The organism is Salmonella sp. NW722, assembly GCF_051702785.1.
In the GTDB taxonomy this organism is placed as follows: Bacteria; Pseudomonadota; Gammaproteobacteria; order Enterobacterales; family Enterobacteriaceae; genus Salmonella; species Salmonella enterica.
Genome location: NZ_JAMMIN010000008.1, coordinates 110987 through 132355, shown reverse-complemented (window position 1 = coordinate 132355; position 21369 = coordinate 110987). Strand labels below are relative to the sequence as shown.

Here is a 21369-nt window from a genome sequence, read left to right as displayed (position 1 = left end):
ATTTTATTCACAATGTAATATCAGGAGACAACATGGAAGACGAAAGTAATCCGTGGCCTAGTTTTGTTGATACATTCTCTACGGTATTGTGCATTTTTATATTTCTTATGTTGGTGTTTGCACTTAATAATATGATTATTATGTATGACAACTCAATTAAAGTTTATAAAGCAAATATAGAGAGTAAGACTAAATCTACTGCTCAAAATAGCGGAGCCAATGACAATTCAAATGCTAATGAAATAATTAATAAGGAAGTGAATACCCAAGATATGTCGGACGGAATGACTACAATGTCAGGTAAGGAGGTTGGAGTATACGATATCGCCGATGGTCAGAAAACTGATATAACGTCTACAAAAAATGAGCTTGTTATTACGTATCATGGCAGGCTGAGAAGCTTTTCAGAAGAGGACACTCATAAAATAGAGGCGTGGTTAGAAGACAAAACCAATAGTAATTTATTGATAGAAATGGTTATTCCTCAGGCAGACATCTCTTTCTCTGACTCTTTACGACTGGGATATGAACGGGGAATTATTTTAATGAAAGAGATTAAGAAGATATATCCTGATGTAGTTATTGACATGAGTGTTAACTCCGCAGCATCAAGTACAACGAGTAAAGCTATTATCACGACTATTAATAAAAAGGTGTCAGAGTGAAATATATAAATCATTACCGCTATTTGTTTGTCTGTTTTTTCCTTGCCATACTCCCTTTTTTCGCTTTATCTTTTCCCGGTATAAGAGAGTATGTTTTTGATAACTTCATGGTTTCTGCAATTTACAATGGAGTCATTATTGCCATTTATATTACAGGTTCTTTGTGTGCATTATTCACTATTCTTAAAAATATTTCAGCAAAAGACATATTAATAGCTCAGGACGCCAGTAGAAAAAATAGCATTCTTTCTAACCTTAATCAGGTTTTGTTTGCCGGGGAACCCAAACAGTGTGATTTCAATTTGCTGATGGAATTAGATGACAATGTGTCTACCGCCCGTAATCAACGATTGTCATTTATTATGAGCTGTAGCAATGTGTCGACGCTTGTTGGCCTGTTGGGGACGTTTGCGGGTCTGTCTATTACGATTGGTTCAATCGGGAACTTATTGAGCTCGCCATCAGATGTTGGCGGTGATAATGCAAGTAATACACTCAATATGATCGTGACAATGGTAGCGTCGCTTTCTGAACCATTGAAAGGGATGAATACCGCATTTGTATCTTCTATCTATGGTGTTGTTTGCGCCATACTCCTGACCTCACAAAGTGTTTTTGTTCGCAGCTCCTATTCCCTTGTTTCTACAGAGATCAAAAAATTAAAAATCATAAGTAACAGATCCAATAATAAACAACGAAGCCTGCGGGTTGAATCAGAGACGCTTGTAGAATTTAAAGAGTTGTTTAAAGCGTTTTTTGATAACTATCTGTCAGTTGAAAATTTACGGACGCAGGATGAAGAAAAGAAACGAGAGATGCTATCAGATAGCTTTGTCACTTTGCAAAACCGACTATTGGATAACTCAGCAAAACTGGAACAACTTTCTACGCTGATTGATGGTTATCTGGTAAGCAGTAACGAAAATCTCAAAAAATTATCTGACGGTGTAATAACAATTACCTCTCGTTTATCTGAAGGTAATATCCTGCTTGCTGATAATAATGCACGACTGGAGGCAATGAGTACAATACAAAATATTATAGATAAAAAGAATGATTCAATAATGACATCAGTTGATAAATGTTATCAGGAATCTCTTTCACATGGTAAGACCATAAACGATATTGCCGCTGGCAGTGCCGATATTTCTCATACTCTCGATGGGCTGAGAAAAGAAATGGATGAGGATATGAACAATGTTCATTTAGCGCTATCCGATCTATCGGCTACTGATAAAAAGATTATTACCAATACTAAAGAGATTAGTGCTGAAATGGTTAGCTACCGTGATACCTATATGCCATTAATGGAAAAAATAACATCTATGCATCAGGAAATAGTAAAGCAACGTTTGTTAAACAAGGAGGAAAAAAATGAAGATTAAGATGTTTTTTCTGACGACTGCTTTTATTACACAAAGTACATACGCCAGCGAGCTTCCGGTCATTCCTCTAAGAGATTTAGTTAATGCCGCATTAACGCATCAGCCCTCTGTTGCTGTTTCATATTATGAGACTGAAAAGAAAAACAGTGACTTAGATCTTTCACGGGCAGCACTTTATCCTACCCTGGATCTAACATCTGGCCTTAATAATAACAGGAAGGAGTCGTCAGGTACCGAGAGAAACGTTGAAAATAAGGTGTCCTTATCATACCGAATAACGGATTTTGGAGTGAGGGGGGCTAATATCAGGAAATCTGAATATGAAAGAGATAATAGTAAAACTGACTATGAAAAAACAAAGAATATAGTGTCTCAGGAGGTTGTGACAACCTATTACAACATCAGTAAATATCGTGAAATGATTGATGGCGTAAATCTGGAGAAAGAGTTTTATAAAAAGATGCTGGAAACTTTTTCGCTGCTGGTATCTTCCGGTGTAGCTATGCAATCTGATATGCGTAAAGTACAAGTATCTATCGATGCATTAAATACCAGAAGCATTATGTATCAGTCGATGTTGGATGATGAAATGTATAAAATGCAGAATATGACTGGTCTGAATTTGTCACCAGATCAGATTCAAAGCGATGAAAAATTCAACCTCTTCAAAAAATATATCTTTGTCGAAAGTCCTGAAAAACTTATGGACATGGTGATGAAATACAACGATGACTATAAGATGCTTGTCAATACCCGAAAAGCCGCGACCGAAGATATTAATGCCGCAAAATCATCCTATTTTCCGACTGTAGATCTCGTGTCCAGCTATGTACAGAATAATCCAAGCGGTAGTGCCAAAAAAAGTGATTATGAAGATGAATTTAAAACAGGTATCAATGTCAGTTTCAACATTTTTAATGGGTTCAGAAATTCAGCCCAGGAAAGAAAAATGGTGGCAAGTTACTCGCAGGCTAAGCTGCAAATTGACGATTTTTTGATTAAAACGCGTTATAACATTGATTCACAACTTTCAAGATACGCCGCTGCAAAAGAGACTTACTCAGTGGCGGAACGTTCACATACAAACGCGTTACAGCTTACTGAATTATATGAGCAGGAGTTTCAGTTAGGGCAAAAAAGTTTGCTTGATTTAATTTCAAGCCGTAATGAAGCATTTCAGGCATATGTAAGCATGATCGACAGCAAATATAGCCTGTATATTTTAAAGTTACAGCAACTCTCATTGATTTTTCATTTAATGGATTATTTAAAAGGAAATACTGAAAGTGAGTTAAATGTAATGAAATGAATAGAAGACAAAGCGATCATCTCATGATGATAATTATTTCTTTGACGATCTTAATTATTATCCTTACCTACTTTATAGAAATTAATTCAGTGGTTCATGGTCAGGGCGTTATCACCACTAAAGATAATGCTCAGTTAATATCTCTTTCTAAAGGAGGGACGATACAAGATATTTATGTGGCCGAGGGTGATACTGTAAAAAAAGGAGAACTCCTTGCAAAGGTCGTTAACCTTGATCTGCAAAAAGAATATCAAAGGTATAGAACTCAAAAAGGGTATCTGGATAAAGATGTTAACGAAATATCTTTCATTCTTGATAAAGAAAATGAGAGTGGATTGATTACCCTGGATGGCACCCGTTCTTTAAGCAATAAAGAGGTAAAAGCGAATATTGAATTAGTGCATAGTCAGATAAGAGCTAAAGACTTAAAAAAAACCTCTCTTGATTCTGAGATTAGCGGATTACAAGAGAAGCTGAGTTCGAAAGAAAAAGAACTTGCATTGCTTGCCGAAGAAATAAATATTCTTTCTCCACTGGTAAAAAAAGGAATTAGCCCATATACCAATTTTCTTAACAAGAAACAGGCGTATATAAAAGTTAAGTCTGAAATTAATGATATTGAAAGTAGCATCACTTTAAAAAAAGATGATATTGAGCTGGTTGTTAATGATATTGAGGCGCTTAATAATGAATTGCGCTTATCTTTATCTAAAATAATATCTAAAAATCTTCAGGAGCTTGAGGTTGTTAACTCTACATTAAAAGTAATAGAGAAGCAGATAAATGAGGAGGATATCTATTCACCGGTTGACGGTGTAATTTATAAAATCAATAAAAGTGCCACTACTCATGGTGGTGTGATTCAGGCGGCGGACTTACTTTTTGAAATAAAACCAAAAGTAAGGACTATGCTGGCCGATGTGAAAATATTACCCAAATACCGTGACCAAATATATGTAGATGAAGCCGTTAAACTGGATGTGCAGTCAATTATCCAACCAAAGATAAAATCGTATAATGCGACTATCGATAATATTAGTCCTGATTCCTATGAGGAAAATACCGGAGGAACAATTCAGCGTTATTATAAAGTAATTATTGCATTCGATGTTAATGAAGATGATTTACGGTGGTTAAAACCAGGTATGACTGTTGACGCCAGTGTAATTACCGGAAAACACAGCATTATGGAATACCTGTTATCTCCTTTGATGAAAGGCGTGGACAAAGCCTTTTCAGAACCAGTTAATACTAAACGATTAGATACACCTTGAGAGTGAATATAATATTATGGGAAATAAAAGCATACAAAAGTTTTTTGCCGATCAAAATTCTGTAATTGATTTATCTTCTTTGGGTAATGCCAAAGGCGCAAAAGTTTCTCTTTCCGGGCCAGACATGAACATTACCACGCCGCGTGGTTCAGTGATCATTGTCAATGGCGCTCTTTATTCAAGTATCAAAGGCAATAACCTCGCTGTTAAATTTAAAGATAAGACTATTACTGGCGCTAAAATTCTGGGCAGCGTAGATTTAAAAGATATTCAACTAGAGAGAATTGACAGCTCATTGGTTGATTCTGCTCAGGTAGAAAAGAAAGGTAATGGCAAACGACGAAATAAGAAGGAAGAAGAGGAATTAAAAAAGCAGCTTGACGATGCTGAAAACGCAAAGAAAGAAGCTGATAAGGCGAAGGAAGAAGCAGAGAAAGCTAAGGAGGCTGCAGAAAAAGCGCTCAATGAAGCGTTTGAAGTACAGAACTCGTCAAAGCAAATGGAAGAAATGCTGCAGGAATTTTTGGCTGACAATGTAGCAAAAGACAATCTGGCTCAGCAAAGCGATGCTTCCCAGCAAAATACACAGGCTAAAGCAACGCAGGCTTCTAAACAGAACGATGCTGAAAAAGTTCTTCCTCAACCTATTAATAAAAATACCAGCACTGGCAAAAGTAATAGCAGTAAAAATGAGGAAAATAAGCTCGATGCCGAGTCTGTTAAAGAGCCGCTTAAAGTCACATTAGCGCTTGCGGCCGAAAGTAACAGCGGTAGCAAAGATGATAGTATAACTAATTTTACCAAACCTCAGTTTGTAGGTAGCACTGCCCCCAATGCCACGGTCATTATTAAAATTAATGGTATTGCTGTCGGTCAGGCTGTAGCGGATAGTTTGGGTAACTTCACCTTCACTGCGCCTGAAACATTGACTGATGGAACATACAATCTGGAGGCAGAGGCCAAGACTGCTGATGGAAGCGGTAGCGCCAAACTTGTCATTACTATCGATTCCGTTACCGATAAGCCAACATTTGAACTTTCGCCTGAAAGTAGTGTGTCCGGTCATAAGGGCTTAACGCCGACCTTGACGCCTTCAATTGTTGGTACGGCGGAAGAGAATGCTAAGGTTGACATTTATGTAGATAATAAACTGGTTGCCAGCGTTGATGTCGATAAAGATGGAAACTGGAGTTATGAATTTAAGGATAATGAATTATCTGAGGGCGAAAATAGTATAAAAGTCGTTGCTGTAGATAAAGCAGGTAATAAAAACGAAACGACGGATAGTATCATAACCGACACCATTCCTCCGGAAAAGCCGACGATTGAGCTGGATGATAGTAGTGATTCCGGCATTAAAAATGACAACATTACTAATAGCACCCTGCCAACATTTATTGGTGTGGCGGAACCCGGTTCTACAGTCTCTATTTATCTTGGGCTTAAACATCTTGGTGAGGTCATTGTTGCTAAAGATGGGACATGGAGCTATACGCTTACTACGCCGCTCAAGGATGGCGAATACAATATAACAGCAACAGCTACTGATATTGCCGGGCATACCTCTGCGACGGCAAATCTGCCTTTTACTATTGATACACGTATCAGCTATTTCAGCGCTGAGATTGAAACGACTGATGATAGCGGTATTGTCGGAGATAACGTTACTAACAATACTCGCCCAACCTTTACAGGTAAAACTGAGCCAAATGCTATTATCAGTGTCATAAATAGTGAGACCGGCGAAGAGGTTGTTTTTAAAGCGAATGACCAGGGTGAATGGACGTTCAATTTCACTTCAGACTCAGTGGAAGGGATTAACAATCTTACGTTCACTGTTGAAGATGTCGCTGGCAACAAAAAGGATTTTTCCTTTAGTTACGTTATTGATACTGTTGCCCCTGTACCTCCGACAGTTTCTTTGGAAGATTATGTTGTTTTGCCGAATGGTATAATTTTATCAGGGAATGATTTACCGGCTTTAGTCGGTACGGCAGAGCCAAAGTCTACCATCTTATTGATGCGAGATGGTAAATTATATGACAGCATTGAGGTTGATTCAAACGGGACCTGGAATTATCAGTTTAGTAATAAATTTCTTCAGGGCGCCTATGATATTGAAATCATTTCTCAGGATGCCGCTGGCAATAAATCCTCTACTGTTAAATATTCTTTTACTATTCAAACTGAAGTTGTACCTCCAAAAGCGGAACTCGATGCCAGTGATGATTCCGGTGCAAAAGGCGACTGGATTACCAATAAACATAATGCTCTGACATTACTGGGAACAGCGGATAGGTTTGCTACCGTAAATATCCTTATCGATGGTAAAACGATAGGCGTGACGACTGCGGATGCAGACGGTAACTGGAATTTTGATATTTCCCGAAATCTGTCTGACAATGTTTATAAGATTACGGTTGAATCCATCGATCCTTTAGGAAGAACGTCATCTGTAGATTATCAGCTTACCATTGATAGCTTTACGCCGATCCCTACTGTTATGTTGCATGATAGCGCTGACTCTGGCGTTAAAGGCGATATGATTACTAAAATTAATACGCCGTTGTTTACCGGGATGGCTGAAGCTAATGCTAAGGTTTCCATCTATGTTGACGGTGTGTTAAGTGGCGAGGCTATTGCTGGCGATGATGGTGTATGGAATTTTCAATTTACCACAGCGTTATCCGATGGCTCGCATGACGTAACGGTAAAGGTAGAAGATATTGCCGGTAATACTGCCTCCTCATCAGCGTATAATTTCCAAATCGTAACGCAAACGCAAAAACCAACAATAGAGTTGGTCAACGATACGGGGGTTGATAATACAGACCATATTATTAATGAAAAGAATCCTGCACTGACAGGGACCGCTGCACCCTATTCAACGGTTAAACTCTATGTTGATGGCGCACTGATCGCTGAGGTCAGAACAAATAAAGATGGCAGATGGGAGTATACCCTGAAAGCCGATCAAGGTTTGGTTGATGGCGATCATAGAATAACCGCTTCAGTTGAAGATATCGCTGGCAACATTGCTCATTCGGATCCTTTCTTAATTAGCGTCGATACTGCTATTTCAATACCGATAGTTTCATTGAGCCCGGATTCAGATTCGGGAATTGCAGATGATAATTTAACGAATATCGTTAAACCTACCTTGCACCTAAAAGATATTGATCCGGACATTATCAGTGTTCAGGTATGGGATGCCGCGTCTGATACGCAGATCGGTGTTGCCACGCAACAACCTGATGGTTCATGGGCCTATACCTTTACTTCAGATTTAACGGAAGGCTTGCATCAGGTTTATGTCAAGGTTGAGGACATTGCGGGTAATAAAGCGAACAGCGCGGTATTCGATTTTACTATCGATACCACAGTATCAACGCCGGTGATTTCCCTGCTTTCTAAGGATGATACGGGGGTGACAGGCGATAACCTGACCAACATCAATAAGCCAGGTTTTGCTATTTCCGGTGTTGATGCCGATGCGCATCGGGTCGTCGTACAGGTGATGCACAATGGCGTGAGCGAAGAGATCGAACTTTCTCACCTCAATGGTAGTTGGTTATTTACACCAGGGAATACGTGGGCGGATGGCAGCTACACGTTAACGGTGAAAGTAGAAGATAAGGCAGGAAATACCAACTATTCAGCGCCGCTGACGGTCGTTATCGATACCCAAATCGCCATTGATGGGGTGGAACTGGTCAACGATAGCGGCGTGAAAGGCGATAATATGACCAACGACGACCGTCCCCACTTTCGTGTGACGGTACCTACGGATGTCAATGAAGTCCGTCTGAGCATTGACGGTGGTAATTCGTGGGTTCAGGCAACTCCGGGCGTGGCAGGAAGCTGGGAGTATATCTGGCCGACAGACCTGGCAGATGGTCAATACACGCTAACGGTGGAGGCGACTGATAAAGCAGGCAATACCGTGACGAAGACCATCGATTTCGCGGTGGATACCACGCTGTCAGTGCCGGTCATCGTACTGAATAGCGCGGACGATACCGGTGTCCAGGGCGATAACATGACGAATCGCACCCAGCCGACATTTGCCCTGCAGCATATTGATGATGATGCCGTTCGCGTTACGGTCAGCGTGGAGCATGGCGGCGTCACCACCACATTTGACGCCACGAAAGGCACAGGCGGATGGACCTTTACGCCGCCGGCATTATGGGCGGATGGGGATTATACCCTGAGTGTGTCAGTCGAAGATAAAGCGGGGAACACCAGCCATTCTGCATCGCTGACGGTGACGGTGGACACGCAAATCGCCATTAATAACATTGAACTGGTCAATGACAGCGGTATTCCCGACGATAATCTGACTAATAATGTGCGTCCGCACTTCCAGGTGACGGTACCGACGGATGTTAACGAGGTACGCCTGAGCATTGACGGCGGCAAGACGTGGGTAACAGCGGCGCTGAAGGCAGCCGGGGTTTGGGATTATATCTGGCCGGATGATGTGGCCGACGGAGGCTATACCCTGACGGTAGAAGCGACCGATGAGGCGGGAAATAAGACAACACAGACGCTCGATTTCACCATCGATACCACTCTGTCTGTGCCGACCCTCTCGCTGGACAGCGCAGATGACAGCGGCATCGCGGGCGATAATATCACTAATGTTAAAACGCCGGGCTTTACCCTCAACAATATTGATACCGATGTCAGCCGGGTAACAGTGGAGGTAATGCACAATGGCATTAAACAGGAGGTGCCACTGGTTCAGACCGGCGGACAGTGGCGCTTTGCGCCGACCAGCGACTGGGCGGACGGCGACTATATCCTGACGGTGAAGGTAGAAGATAGGGCCGGAAATGTGAAGCAGTCCGCGCCGTTGACGGTGACAGTGGACACGCACATCGCCATTGACCGTATTGAACTGGTTAACGACAGCGGTATCCCCGACGATAATCTGACCAATGAAGCGCGCCCGCACTTTCAGGTGACAGTACCGGCGGATGTTAACGGTGTAAGACTGAGCATTGATGGCGGCAAAACGTGGTTTGACGCCACGCAGAGCGGGACGTCGGGCGTCTGGGATTACACCTGGCTGACGAATGTGGCTAACGGCCCTCACACCCTGATGGTGGAAGCGTCCGACAAGGCGGGAAACAAAACGACGCAGAAACTGGACTTCATCATCGATACCCTGCTGTCAGAACCGACGATTACCCTGGACAGTGCGGATGATAGCGCCGCTGGCGATAACATCACCAACGTTAAGATGCCAGGCTTTACCCTCGGTAATATCGACGCCGACGTGACCAAAGTGGTGGTGACGGTGGCGCATGATGGTAAGAACCAACAGATAGAGTTGATTAAGAACGGCGGTGTGTGGCGCTTTACGCCGGGCGCAGCCTGGACCGATGGCGACTATACGCTGACGGTAAAGGTAGAAGATAAGGCGGGTAATACAAATTATTCTGCGCCGCTGACGGTGACTATCGATACGCAAACGTCTATTGATCGCATTGAACTTCTTAATGACACGGGTATTGTTGGGGATAACCTGACCAATGAAGCACGTCCACAGTTTCATATTACGGTACCGACGGACGTGAACTCTGTGCAACTGAGTCTTGATGGCGGCATCAACTGGGTTAACGCAACGCTGACGTCTGACGGCGTTTGGGAGTATATATGGCCGACAGAACTGGTCGAAAATACGTATACCCTGACAGTGAAAGCAACCGATGTTGCAGGCAACACTGCGACGGAAACGCTCAATTTTACCATTGATACCACATTGTCGACACCGACCATCACGCTGGACAGCGCAGATGATAGCGGCACCGCCAACGATAATAAGACTAACGTTAAAACGCCGGGTTTTATTCTCGGCGGTATTGATTCTGACGTGACTCAGGTCGTCGTGCAGGTGATGCGCGATGGTCACAGCGAGGAGGTGGAGCTGACGCAGATCGGCGGGCAGTGGCGTTTTGTACCCGGCAGCGCGTGGACTGATGGCGACTATACGCTGACGGTAACGGTGAAAGATGAGGCGGGTAATATTCGCCACTCAGCGCCGTTGACGGTCACCATCGATACGCAAATCGCCATTGACCATATTGAACTGGTCAATGACAGCGGTATTCCCAACGATAATCTGACTAATAACGTGCGTCCGCAGTTCCAGGTGACGGTACCGACGGATGTCAACGTGGTGCGCCTGAGCATTGACGGCGGCAAAACGTGGTTTAACGCCACACAGAGCTCGACGTCGGGCGTCTGGGATTACACTTGGCTGACCGATGTGGCTAACGGTTCTCACACTCTGACGGTGGAAGCGACCGACGCGGCGGGAAACAAGGCAACACAGAACCTGGAGTTCAACATCGACACCCTACTGTCAGAGCCGACTATCGCTCTGGACAGCACGGACGACAGCGGAACAAAAGGCGATAACCTGACCAATGTGAATAAGCCGACGTTTATACTGGGCAATATTGACGCGGACGCACGGTATGTCACGGTTGAGGTACAGCATGGCGGCACGAAAGAGGTGCTGACGGCCACCAAAGGCGCGACCGGCATCTGGAGCGTGACACCGACCGGTATGTGGGCGGATGGCAGTCATACGCTGACGGTGAGGGTGGAGGATGATGCGGGTAACGTAAAATACTCAGCGCCGCTGACGATTACGGTCGATACCCAAATCACCATTGATGATATTGAACTGGTTAATGACAGCGGTACTAAGGGCGACAATCTAACTAACGACGCCAATCCACATTTCCGCATCACGGTGCCAGGGGATGTCAACGAAGTCAGTCTGAGCATTGACGGCGGTGTAACCTGGGTTAAGGCGATGCAAAGCTCGAAGTCGGGCGTCTGGAATTATACCTGGCCAAAGACATTGGCAGATGATGACTACACGTTAACGGTGAAAGCGACTGATAACGCAGGCAATACGGTGACCAGGACGCTCGACTTCACTATTGATACCACGCTGTCGACGCCGGTTATCGTACTGGATAGTGCGGACGATACCGGTGTCCAGGGCGATAACATGACCAATCGCACCCAGCCGACATTTAACCTGCAACATATTGATGATGATGCCGTTCGCGTTACGGTCAGCGTGGAGCATGGCGGCGGCGTCACCACATTTGACGCGACTAAAGACGCAGGCGGATGGACCTTTACGCCGCCGACATCATGGGGGGCGGGCGATTATACCCTGAGTGTGTCAGTCGAAGATAAAGCGGGGAACACCAGCCATTCTGCATCGCTGAAGGTAACTGTCGATACCCAAATCGGCATCGACAATATTGAACTGGTTAACGACAGTGGTATCCCCAATGACAACCAGACCAACAACGTGCGCCCGCAGTTCCAGGTGACGGTACCGACGGATGTCAACGTGGTGCGCCTGAGCATTGACGGCGGCAAAACGTGGTTTAACGCCACACAGAGCTCGACGTCGGGCGTCTGGGATTACACTTGGCTGACCGATGTGGCTAACGGTTCTCACACTCTGACGGTGGAAGCGACCGACGCGGCGGGAAACAAGGCAACACAGAACCTGGAGTTCAACATCGACACCCTACTGTCAGAGCCGACTATCGCTCTGGACAGCACGGACGACAGCGGAACAAAAGGCGATAACCTGACCAATGTGAATAAGCCGACGTTTATACTGGGCAATATTGACGCGGACGCACGGTATGTCACGGTTGAGGTACAGCATGGCGGCACGAAAGAGGTGCTGACGGCCACCAAAGGCGCGACCGGCATCTGGAGCGTGACACCGACCGGCACATGGGCAGATGGCGACTATACGCTGACGGTGAGGGTGGAGGATGATGCGGGGAACGTAAAATACTCAGCGCCGCTGACGGTCACGGTTGATACCCAAATCACCATTGATGTTATTGAACTGGTTAATGATAACGGTATTCCCGGCGACAACCTGACCAATGACGTTCGTCCACACTTCCGCGTCACGGTGCCAGGGGATGTCAACGAGGTACGTCTGAGTATCGACGGCGGTAATACGTGGGTTCGTGCAACACAGGGCACGGCAGGGATCTGGGATTACACCTGGCCGAAAGATGTGACCGACGGGCTACATACCCTGACGGTAGAAGCGACCGATAAGGCGGGAAATAAGACGACGCAGACGCTCGATTTTACCATTGATACCCGGCTGTCAACGCCTACCATCACTATGGATAGCAGGGACGATACAGGCGCCATTGGCGATCATATTACGAGCGTCAAAACACCAGGCTTTACCATTGGCAATATTGACGCCGATGCGCACTCGGTCATTTTGCGGATCACGCAGGGCAGCAATAGCCAGGAAGTGAAACTGACCCAGGTCGGCGGTCAGTGGCGCTTTACGCCAGATGCTGACTGGGCGGACGGTAGCTATACGCTAACGGTAGAAGTCCAGGATAACGCGGGGAATGTCCGCCAGTCCACGCCGCTGATAGTGACGGTAGATACGCAAACCAGCATTACCGATATTACATTGGTCAATGATCATGGCGTGCCTGATGACAATCTAACTAACAGCACCCGTCCGCAGTTTGAGATCACGGTGCCGGCGGATGTGAATTCTGTGCAACTGAGCATTGATGGGGGCGCAAACTGGGTGAGCGCGGCGCAGGGTATCGAAGGCGTCTGGGGCTATACCTGGCCAACGGATATGGGCGATGGAAAACACACCCTTACCGTCATGGTCACCGACAGAGCGGGCAATACGGCGACGCAAACGCTTGAATTTTTCATCGACACCCGGTTGTCGACGCCGACCATTGCGCTGGATAGCACGGATGATACCGGTACGCCTGGCGATGATATGACCAATCGCACCCGACCGACCTTTATTCTGCAGAATATCGATTCGGATGTTATCAACGTTACAGTCAGCGTCACGCATAATGGAACGACAACCTCGTTTACCGCGACACAGGGGGCTGGAGGCTGGAGCTTTACACCGCCAGCGCCGTGGGGCGACGGTGATTATACGCTGACGGTGACAGTGGAGGATCGGGCGGGAAATACGCGTCCGTCTACGCCGCTGACGGTGACAGTGGATACGCAAATAGCCATTGATCATATTGAATTAGTCAACGATAGCGGCGTCCCTGGCGATAATGTGACAAAACATGTGCGTCCGCAGTTCCAGATCTCGGTACCGGATGATGTGGAAAAGGTTCTTCTGAGTATTGACGGCGGCACGACCTGGGTTACTGCAATCAAGAGTTCGACGGCTGGCATTTGGGATTACACCTGGCCGACGGATATGCCAGAGGGACAGCATACCCTGACCGTGGAAGTGACTGACGGTGCGGGTAATAAGATGACAGAGACGCTCAATTTCACTATCGACATCACGTTGTTAACGCCAACCATTGAGCTAGCGCCCGATCAGGATACCGGACAGAATAAGAACGATAATCTGACCAGCGTCACTCAACCAGTATTTGTGTTGGGGAGTATCGATAAAGATGTTCGACACGTGGAATTGAGTATTGAGCATAACGGCACGTTTAAAACGGTGGTACTCACCGAATCAGCCGACGGCTGGCGCTATCGACCGGATGCTGCTTTGGCGGACGGTAGCTACACATTCACCGTGACGGTAACAGATGTGGCAGGCAACCAGCAAACATCCGCGCCTTTAAAGGTGACGATAGACGGTACGTTGACTACGCCGGTGATTGAACTGGCAGCTGGCGAAGATAGCGGTACTGTTGGCGATCGCCTCACCAATCACGATCGGCCTGTGTTCGACATACGCCAGGTTGATTCTGACGTTACGCGCGTGATGGTCAAAGTAACTTACAACGGTAAAACGCACGAGGAAGCGGCGGTATTCACCAATGGTCAATGGCGCTTTACGCCTTCTGCGAGCTGGGCTGATGGCTCATATCAGTTAGCCGTTGTGGTGGAAGATCTGGCGGGGAATGTAAAAGAGTCTGCGCCGTTAGAGGTGCGTATTGATACCACGACAACCATTAACAATATCGTATTGCTTAATGATACTGGCGTGCAGAATGATCAATTAACGAATGTTGCCAAACCGTCATTCAGAATTGACGTTCCCGGTGATGTCATCCAGGTACGCGTAACCCTGGATGGTGGCGCTAACTGGAATGTGATACGCAAAAATGCCGACGGACAGTGGATTTTTGAAAGTCCGAACACGTTGGGTGACGGTACTCATACCCTTCGCGTAGAGGCCACTGATGAGGCCGGTAATATTGCGAATAAAGATTTAGTATTTAATATCGATACTAATATACAGGTTCCGACTATTGCTTTAGACGCAGGACAAGATACCGGAGCGAATACCGCCGATAATATCACTAATATTTCACGACCCACCTTTACGATTGGTAATGTTGACCCCGATGTTATCAAAGTCGTGGTGACGATTGATGGTCATGATTATAACGCGACTAAGGTTGGGGCTGGTTGGCAATTTACACCAGGCAATGCCATTCCGGATGGTTCTTATAATATTACCGTTACGGTTGAAGATAAGGCCGGAAATACCGCGACATCGAAACCATTACCTGTTGTGATAGATACGACGGCTGAAATTGAAAGCGTCACGTTGGTTACAGATAGCGGTGATAGCGATGTAGATAACATTACCAAAGTCGACAAGCCGCAGTTTAGTATTGTTACCGCTGATGATATTACCCATGTGCGCGTTAAAATCGATAACGCCGCTAATTGGATTGAACTCACAAAAGGAGGGGATGGCCGCTGGATATTTAATGTCGGTTCGGCATTACCTGATGGGCAACACACTCTCTTGGTTGATGTGACTGATATCGCCGGCAACGTTGCGCAAGAAACGCTGCAGTTTACGATTGATACGACTCTGCGAGAGCCGACAATTGTACTCGATCCCACCCATGATACTGGTGATGATACTAATGATAATCTTACCAGGATTAACAAACCGGTGTTTATTATCGGTAATGTCGATAATGATGTATCACACATTGTGGTTCATATTGATGGTCGGGATTACACCATTGAAAACACAGGGGGGAATTTAACCTTTACGCCGGATCAACCACTGTCTGACGGTCAGCATACGATCTCTGTTACCGTAACGGATATTGCTGGTAATACCAAAACATCGGCCGAACTGAAGATTGAAATCGACACGCAGGTTCAGATTGACAGTGTTACGTTAACAACAGATAGCGGCGTCAACGATCACGATAATGTCACCAATGCTACCCGTCCCTCTTTTGAAATTGCAACGCCTGATGATGTGACATCGGTGCTGGTTTCTTTCGATGGCGTAAACTGGACGCCCATCAGTAAAAATGCGGCCGGGCAGTGGCAATTTACTGCAGGTAGCGCATTGTCTGATGGTCATTATACTCTGCATGTCCAGGCGACGGATCGGGCAGGGAATACGGCAAATTCCACGCTGGGCTTCACCGTGGATACGCAGGTTGATGGCCTGAGCGTCGTGATGCTGAACGACGCCGGAAAGGATTCTACGGATGGTATTACGAATACTACCTCTCCACGTTTTGAAATTTCAGCCAGAGAACCGCTGCAGAGCGTGACGGTAATTTTAAACGGGAAATCCAGCACACTGACTCAGGGAGCAGGTAATAAATGGCTGTTTACCCCTGATACACCGTTAGTGGATGGAAATTACAAAATAGAAATAGTGGCTGAAGATATCGCAGGTAATAAAATTAGCAAAGAGGTATCATTCACAATAGACACTATTGTTTCTGATCCCAGTATTGATTTGCTGGATGCGGATGATACTGGCGAAAGCGCTGTTGATAATATTACGAGTGTCACTAAACCACGTTTCGTTATTGGCAATGTACCCGCCGATATTGATACTGTGGTAATCAGAATTAACGGCGTTTCTTATCCGGTTACGGCAAATGGCAATAACCTCTGGGAATTTCAGGTTCCCGTTGCGTTAAACGATGGCGTATACGAAGCCGTTGTTGTCTTCAGAGATATTGCCGGAAATACTTCTGAAACTAAGCTGCCCTTTACCATTGATACCACGACAAGCGTCAGTGTCAGAATGGAGCCAGCATCTGATACCGGCAGCTCCAATAGCGATAACCTTACGAATAAGCAAAATCCCAAATTCGAAGGTACTGCGGAGCCTAATGCGAAACTGGTGATTACCATTGTTGACGATAAGTCAGGTCGGGAGGTTCTAAAACACACGATTACGGTTGGCGCCGATGGCAACTGGAGTGTGACGCCGAATATACTGCCGGATGGCATGTATACCATCAACGTCGTCGCAACAGATGTCGCGGGAAATACTGCGCAAACGCAGGAAAGATTCACTATCGATACGGTTACGATCGATCCTACCATTCGCCTTTCGGATCCATCTATTGATGATCAGTATGAGGCAACCAGCCTGCGTCCTGAGTTCAAAGGGCTCGCCGAAGCGTTCTCGACGATTATGATTCAGTGGGATGGGAAAGTGGTCGGCTCGGCAAACGCCAATGCGAATGGCGAATGGAGTTGGACGCCGCCATCAGTATTAGCGCCAGGCTCCTATGTTGTGAGCATTGTTGCCAAAGATAAAGCGGGTAATGAATCGTCGCAGGTCGACTTTCCTGTCGTAATACCTGTTATTGATGTCACGCCTCCAACCATAAAGCTCAGCGAGGAGAGCGATAGTGGTGCCTTAGGAGACTTTACCACGAATAATAAAACGCCGACCCTGGTTGGGAACACGTTACCTAATGCGATTGTGAGTATTTATGTGGATGGCGTGAAGGTCGGCGAGGCGACAGCGGATACAGCGGGTCGATATACTTTCCAGTTATCGGAAATGAAAGATGGCCATTATGTCGTCCAGGTGGGTATCGTCAACCCTCGCGATAATAGCGAACTGCGTTCCACCGCCGTTGATGTCACTATCGATACCGAGGTTGCTGAACTGGTATGGAATATATCTGGAATGCATGAGGGCGGATATATCAATACGGTGACGCCGGAGATTGGCGGCACCAGTGAGCCAAACAGCAAAATCACTATCTTTGTGAATGGCGTTGAAAAAGCGATTGCTTATACGACAGGCGCAGGACACTGGGGCGTAGTATTACCCGCTTTGGGTAATGACGGTAATTATGAATTAACGTTTAAAGTTGAAGACGTTGCCGGCAATATCAGAGAGTTTGGTCCGCAGAATGTAATACTGGATACAGTAATTTCGCCGTTAACCGTGGTATTACGCGAAGCTGATGACAGTGGCAAAGTTGGCGACTGGATCACCAATAAATCTCATGTCACCATCGATGGTACAGCCGAAGCCGGAAGTACTTTAACCATCAGGAATCCGCAGGGGGTGGTTATTGCTACCCTGGTGGTAGGCAATGATGGTCGATGGAGCGCAGAATTAGATCTGCATGAAGGTAGTAATGCCTTTGTCGTGGTATCGGAAGATAAAGCGGGCAACAGTCAACAAAAAGATATTCTGATAGAACATGATACGCAGATTGAAATCAGCGATATTTCATTAAGTCGGGATACTAATAGCGGTGATAAATATGATCTGATTACCAATAATAAGTCTCCGGTACTGGTTGCCATGACCGATCCCGGCGCGACGGTACAGGTTTATATTAATGGTGTGTTACAAGGCACAGTAGAGGCGAGTTCGTCAGGTAATATTAGCTATACCATGCCGGCAAATAGCGCCGACGGCGAGTATCAGGTGCAATTTGTTGCTACGGATACTGCTGGTAACCGGGTTGAGTCTGCGATTACAACCGTGACAATCGATTCTAAAATTGCTGTCTTTGACATTGATGAAGATTCATTACCGGCCCTCTCTAATAACCGGGCGTTGTCAGTCTCAGGTGTCGGGGAGGCTGGTTCTCAGGTCAGCATCTTTGTCGATGGTAAATTAGTCAACGTTGTTATGGTTGAGGCTGATGGCACATGGCGCGCGCCGATACTGCTGCAAGATGATGGTAAGTTTAATATTCATTTCAGCATTACTGACGTTGCTGGCAACTCTGAAGTGAGCAAGGATTATAGCGTGGATGTCGATTCATCAACCGACTTCCCAACGCTCAACCTTGAAGATGCGAGCAACTCTGGTTCACTTGACGATCTGATTACTAGTCACAACAAGCCTGTGTTAGTTGGCACCGCAGAAGCGGGAGCCACAATCCATATTTATGTGGATGAAAAGATCGTGGCAAATGTGCTTGTGCTTGAAGATGGAACCTGGTCCTATCAGTTTGATAATGCGTTAAAAGATGGTGAATATTCTATCCGAGTGGTTGCCGAAGACCCGGCAGGTAATACGGCAGAATCGCCTCGCTTACTCGTCACGATAGATACCAGTACGTTTATCGATAATCCTGTTATGATGGCAGGTTCTGATAACGGTATTTTCAGTAATGATAGTATAACGAGTCAAACCCGGCCTGCGTTTAGTATTTATGGAGAAATGAACCAGAGTGTTCAGATTTTCATTGATGGGGTGTTAGTCGATACGATCACGGTGACGGACAGAAATCAAGTTTATCGACCTGAGTCACCGTTGGGCGATGGTTCCCATAGCATTTATTATGTTATCACCGATAAAGCAGGCAACACGGCTACCTCGAAAACGCTAAACTTTACTATCGATACCTTTAATACGACGCCTGTCGCCATTGATTCTATCGGCGGACAAACGTTAGCAGAGATGACCGGTAGTGATGGCAAAATATATATAACAGACACGACACGTAACTTATTGTTTAGTGGCAGTGCCGAGCCCAATAGTAAAATAGAAATCATCATTAATGGCTTAAATGTGGGGGAAGTTTGGGTTAATGACAAAGGCCACTGGCAGATGCCGGTGAACCCGCTTTATTTCACAGAAGGCCAGCTGGATATCACTGTTAAATCTACGGACCGTGCTGGTAACGCCAATCAGGAAAAGTATTCCATTTGGGTCGATACGCATATCCAGGTATTTACCAGCGAGCTTGATGACAATAAATCATCATCGAAAACGGACTGGTGGAGTAATAGCTCCACTATTACCATGAGAGGTATGGGGGAAATTGGCGCTACGGTATCATTAATCGTGGCAGGGGTCACGCTGGCAACCGCTGTCGTTGCGGCTAATGGGCAGTGGGAGTTATCGACCGATCAGCTTCCGGAAGGGAAATACGATATCACGTTGAGTATTGAGGATAACGCAGGCAACCGTAAGGAAGAGGTACATGAAATATTTATTGATCGAACGCCGCCAAACGCTCCGGTCGTAACTTATTCAGATATTGTCAACGATCTAATTATTATGCAGGGGACGGCGGAAGCCAAATCTCAGCTAATAATAACCGATAGTAATGGGAATACTTATACGTTAACCGTTCCTGATAATGGTAAATGGAGTATGGCGATCCCGTATCCATCGGAAGGGAAGTTTACCATTACGAGTGTGGATGCGATTGGTAACCGGAGTGATGATGTCCCTCTCGATATCATGAAAGAGACTCCTGTTATTTCATTATCTCCAGACTCAGACAGTGGTACGGCGGGCGATAATATTACGCGAGATAATCAGCCTACCTTTATTATCGGGAATCTGGAAAGCGATGTTGTGGTCGTTCAGGTCGATATCAATGGGACCGTATATAATGCTGAAAAAAATGCCGATGGCGTTTGGTTCTTTACGCCAGGTACACCGTTAGCTGATGGTTCCTACACGATATCGGTAATCGCAAGCGATGCCGCGGGTAATCAGAAAAACTCGTTACCCATTACCGTTACGATCGACAGTACGCTGACCGTGCCGGAGATTGCGCTGGCAGCAGGTGAAGACAATGGCGCTTCAGACAGCGATAACGTGACGAATCACAATCACACCCAGCCTAAGTTCACGCTGCAGCATATTGATGCTGATGTGACCGGGGTGACTGTAAACGTGACGCATAATGGCGTGACAGACATCTATCAGGCGACGCAAGGCGCGGATGGCTGGACCTTCACGCCGCCAGCCGCCTGGAATGATGGTACCTACACGCTGAGCGTGACGGTGGTGGATCGCGCGGGGAATTCACAGCAATCTGCTTCGCTGGAGGTGACGGTTGACTCAACGGTGGCGGTAACAGCGGATAGCCAGCATAACGATGCGAGCGATGACGCCACGGCAACAGCGGTTACTCCACCGGAGTCTGAAACAGTGAATGCTGAAAGCGCTACGCATCTTCGTACAGTGCCGTCTGCGGCGGAAGAAAGCGTGGTGAAGGAGACAGCCTATAGTATTACATTGTTAAACGCTGACTCTGGGGATGAAATAGATCGTTCAATTAGTCAGACACCTTCTTTTGAAATATCAGTACCTGAGAATATTGTTAATGTCAGTGTTATGTTTGAAGGAGAAGAGTTTACTCTGCCGATAACTAACCAGAAAGCAATATTCGAAGTTCCGCTATCTTTGGAAGATGGTGAATATACTATGGACGTGAAATTCATTGATAAGGACGATGATTTCCTGATTAAGGAGAAAACATTCTCAGTCGATCACTCCTCGGCGGATATTGTGAACACAATGAATGCAAGAGGAAAGACCGAGGACGATATTAATGATTCCCCTTCCACGAGTTCTGTAGGGCACAACAATAACGGCGCTATTGATGTTTTCGCCGTTAATGAAGTTACGCTACCTGTAGATAATCAAGAAGAACACGCATAATAACGGAGACCCCTCACCTTTGGGTGAGGGGGTTTAC

The 21369-nt window shown here is 45.8% G+C and carries 5 protein-coding genes; all 5 read left to right on the top strand.

The window, feature by feature from the left end; genetic code table 11:
• Window positions 1–32: 32 nt before the first annotated feature.
• The 5 genes from siiA to siiE are packed head-to-tail and all read left to right on the top strand — an operon-like array spanning window position 33 to window position 21332.
• Window positions 33–665, top strand: coding sequence for an SPI-4 type I secretion system auxiliary protein SiiA (siiA, locus tag NA330_RS19085; protein WP_000389243.1), 633 nt, complete (start codon window positions 33–35; stop codon window positions 663–665).
• Window positions 662–2050 carry a MotA/TolQ/ExbB proton channel family protein gene (locus tag NA330_RS19080; protein ID WP_023242457.1) on the top strand — a complete coding sequence of 463 codons (1389 nt, stop codon included), beginning with the start codon at window positions 662–664 and terminating at the stop codon, window positions 2048–2050. The genes siiA and NA330_RS19080 overlap by 4 nt, the downstream gene beginning before the upstream one ends.
• Complete coding sequence (gene siiC / locus NA330_RS19075; RefSeq protein ID WP_001670706.1) at window positions 2040–3359, top strand: SPI-4 type I secretion system protein SiiC; 1320 nt, start codon at window positions 2040–2042, stop codon at window positions 3357–3359. The genes NA330_RS19080 and siiC overlap by 11 nt, the downstream gene beginning before the upstream one ends.
• Complete coding sequence (gene siiD, locus NA330_RS19070; protein WP_001081933.1) at window positions 3356–4633, top strand: SPI-4 type I secretion system protein SiiD; 1278 nt, start codon at window positions 3356–3358, stop codon at window positions 4631–4633. The genes siiC and siiD overlap by 4 nt, the downstream gene beginning before the upstream one ends.
• A 16-nt stretch (window positions 4634–4649) precedes the next feature.
• The gene (gene siiE / locus NA330_RS19065; RefSeq protein ID WP_198884809.1) at window positions 4650–21332 is read left to right on the top strand and encodes a non-fimbrial adhesin SiiE; all 16683 of its coding nucleotides are present in this window, start codon (window positions 4650–4652) and stop codon (window positions 21330–21332) included.
• Window positions 21333–21369: the final 37 nt, after the last annotated feature.

Excerpts from the sequence above, each read along its gene's own strand:
- siiA (WP_000389243.1), top strand. The coding sequence starts at position 33 with ATGGAAGACGAAAGTAATCCGTGGCCTAGTTTTGTTGATACATTCTCT.
- siiC (WP_001670706.1), top strand. The coding sequence starts at position 2,040 with ATGAAGATTAAGATGTTTTTTCTGACGACTGCTTTTATTACACAAAGT.
- siiD (WP_001081933.1), top strand. The coding sequence starts at position 3,356 with ATGAATAGAAGACAAAGCGATCATCTCATGATGATAATTATTTCTTTG.
- siiE (WP_198884809.1), top strand. The coding sequence starts at position 4,650 with ATGGGAAATAAAAGCATACAAAAGTTTTTTGCCGATCAAAATTCTGTA.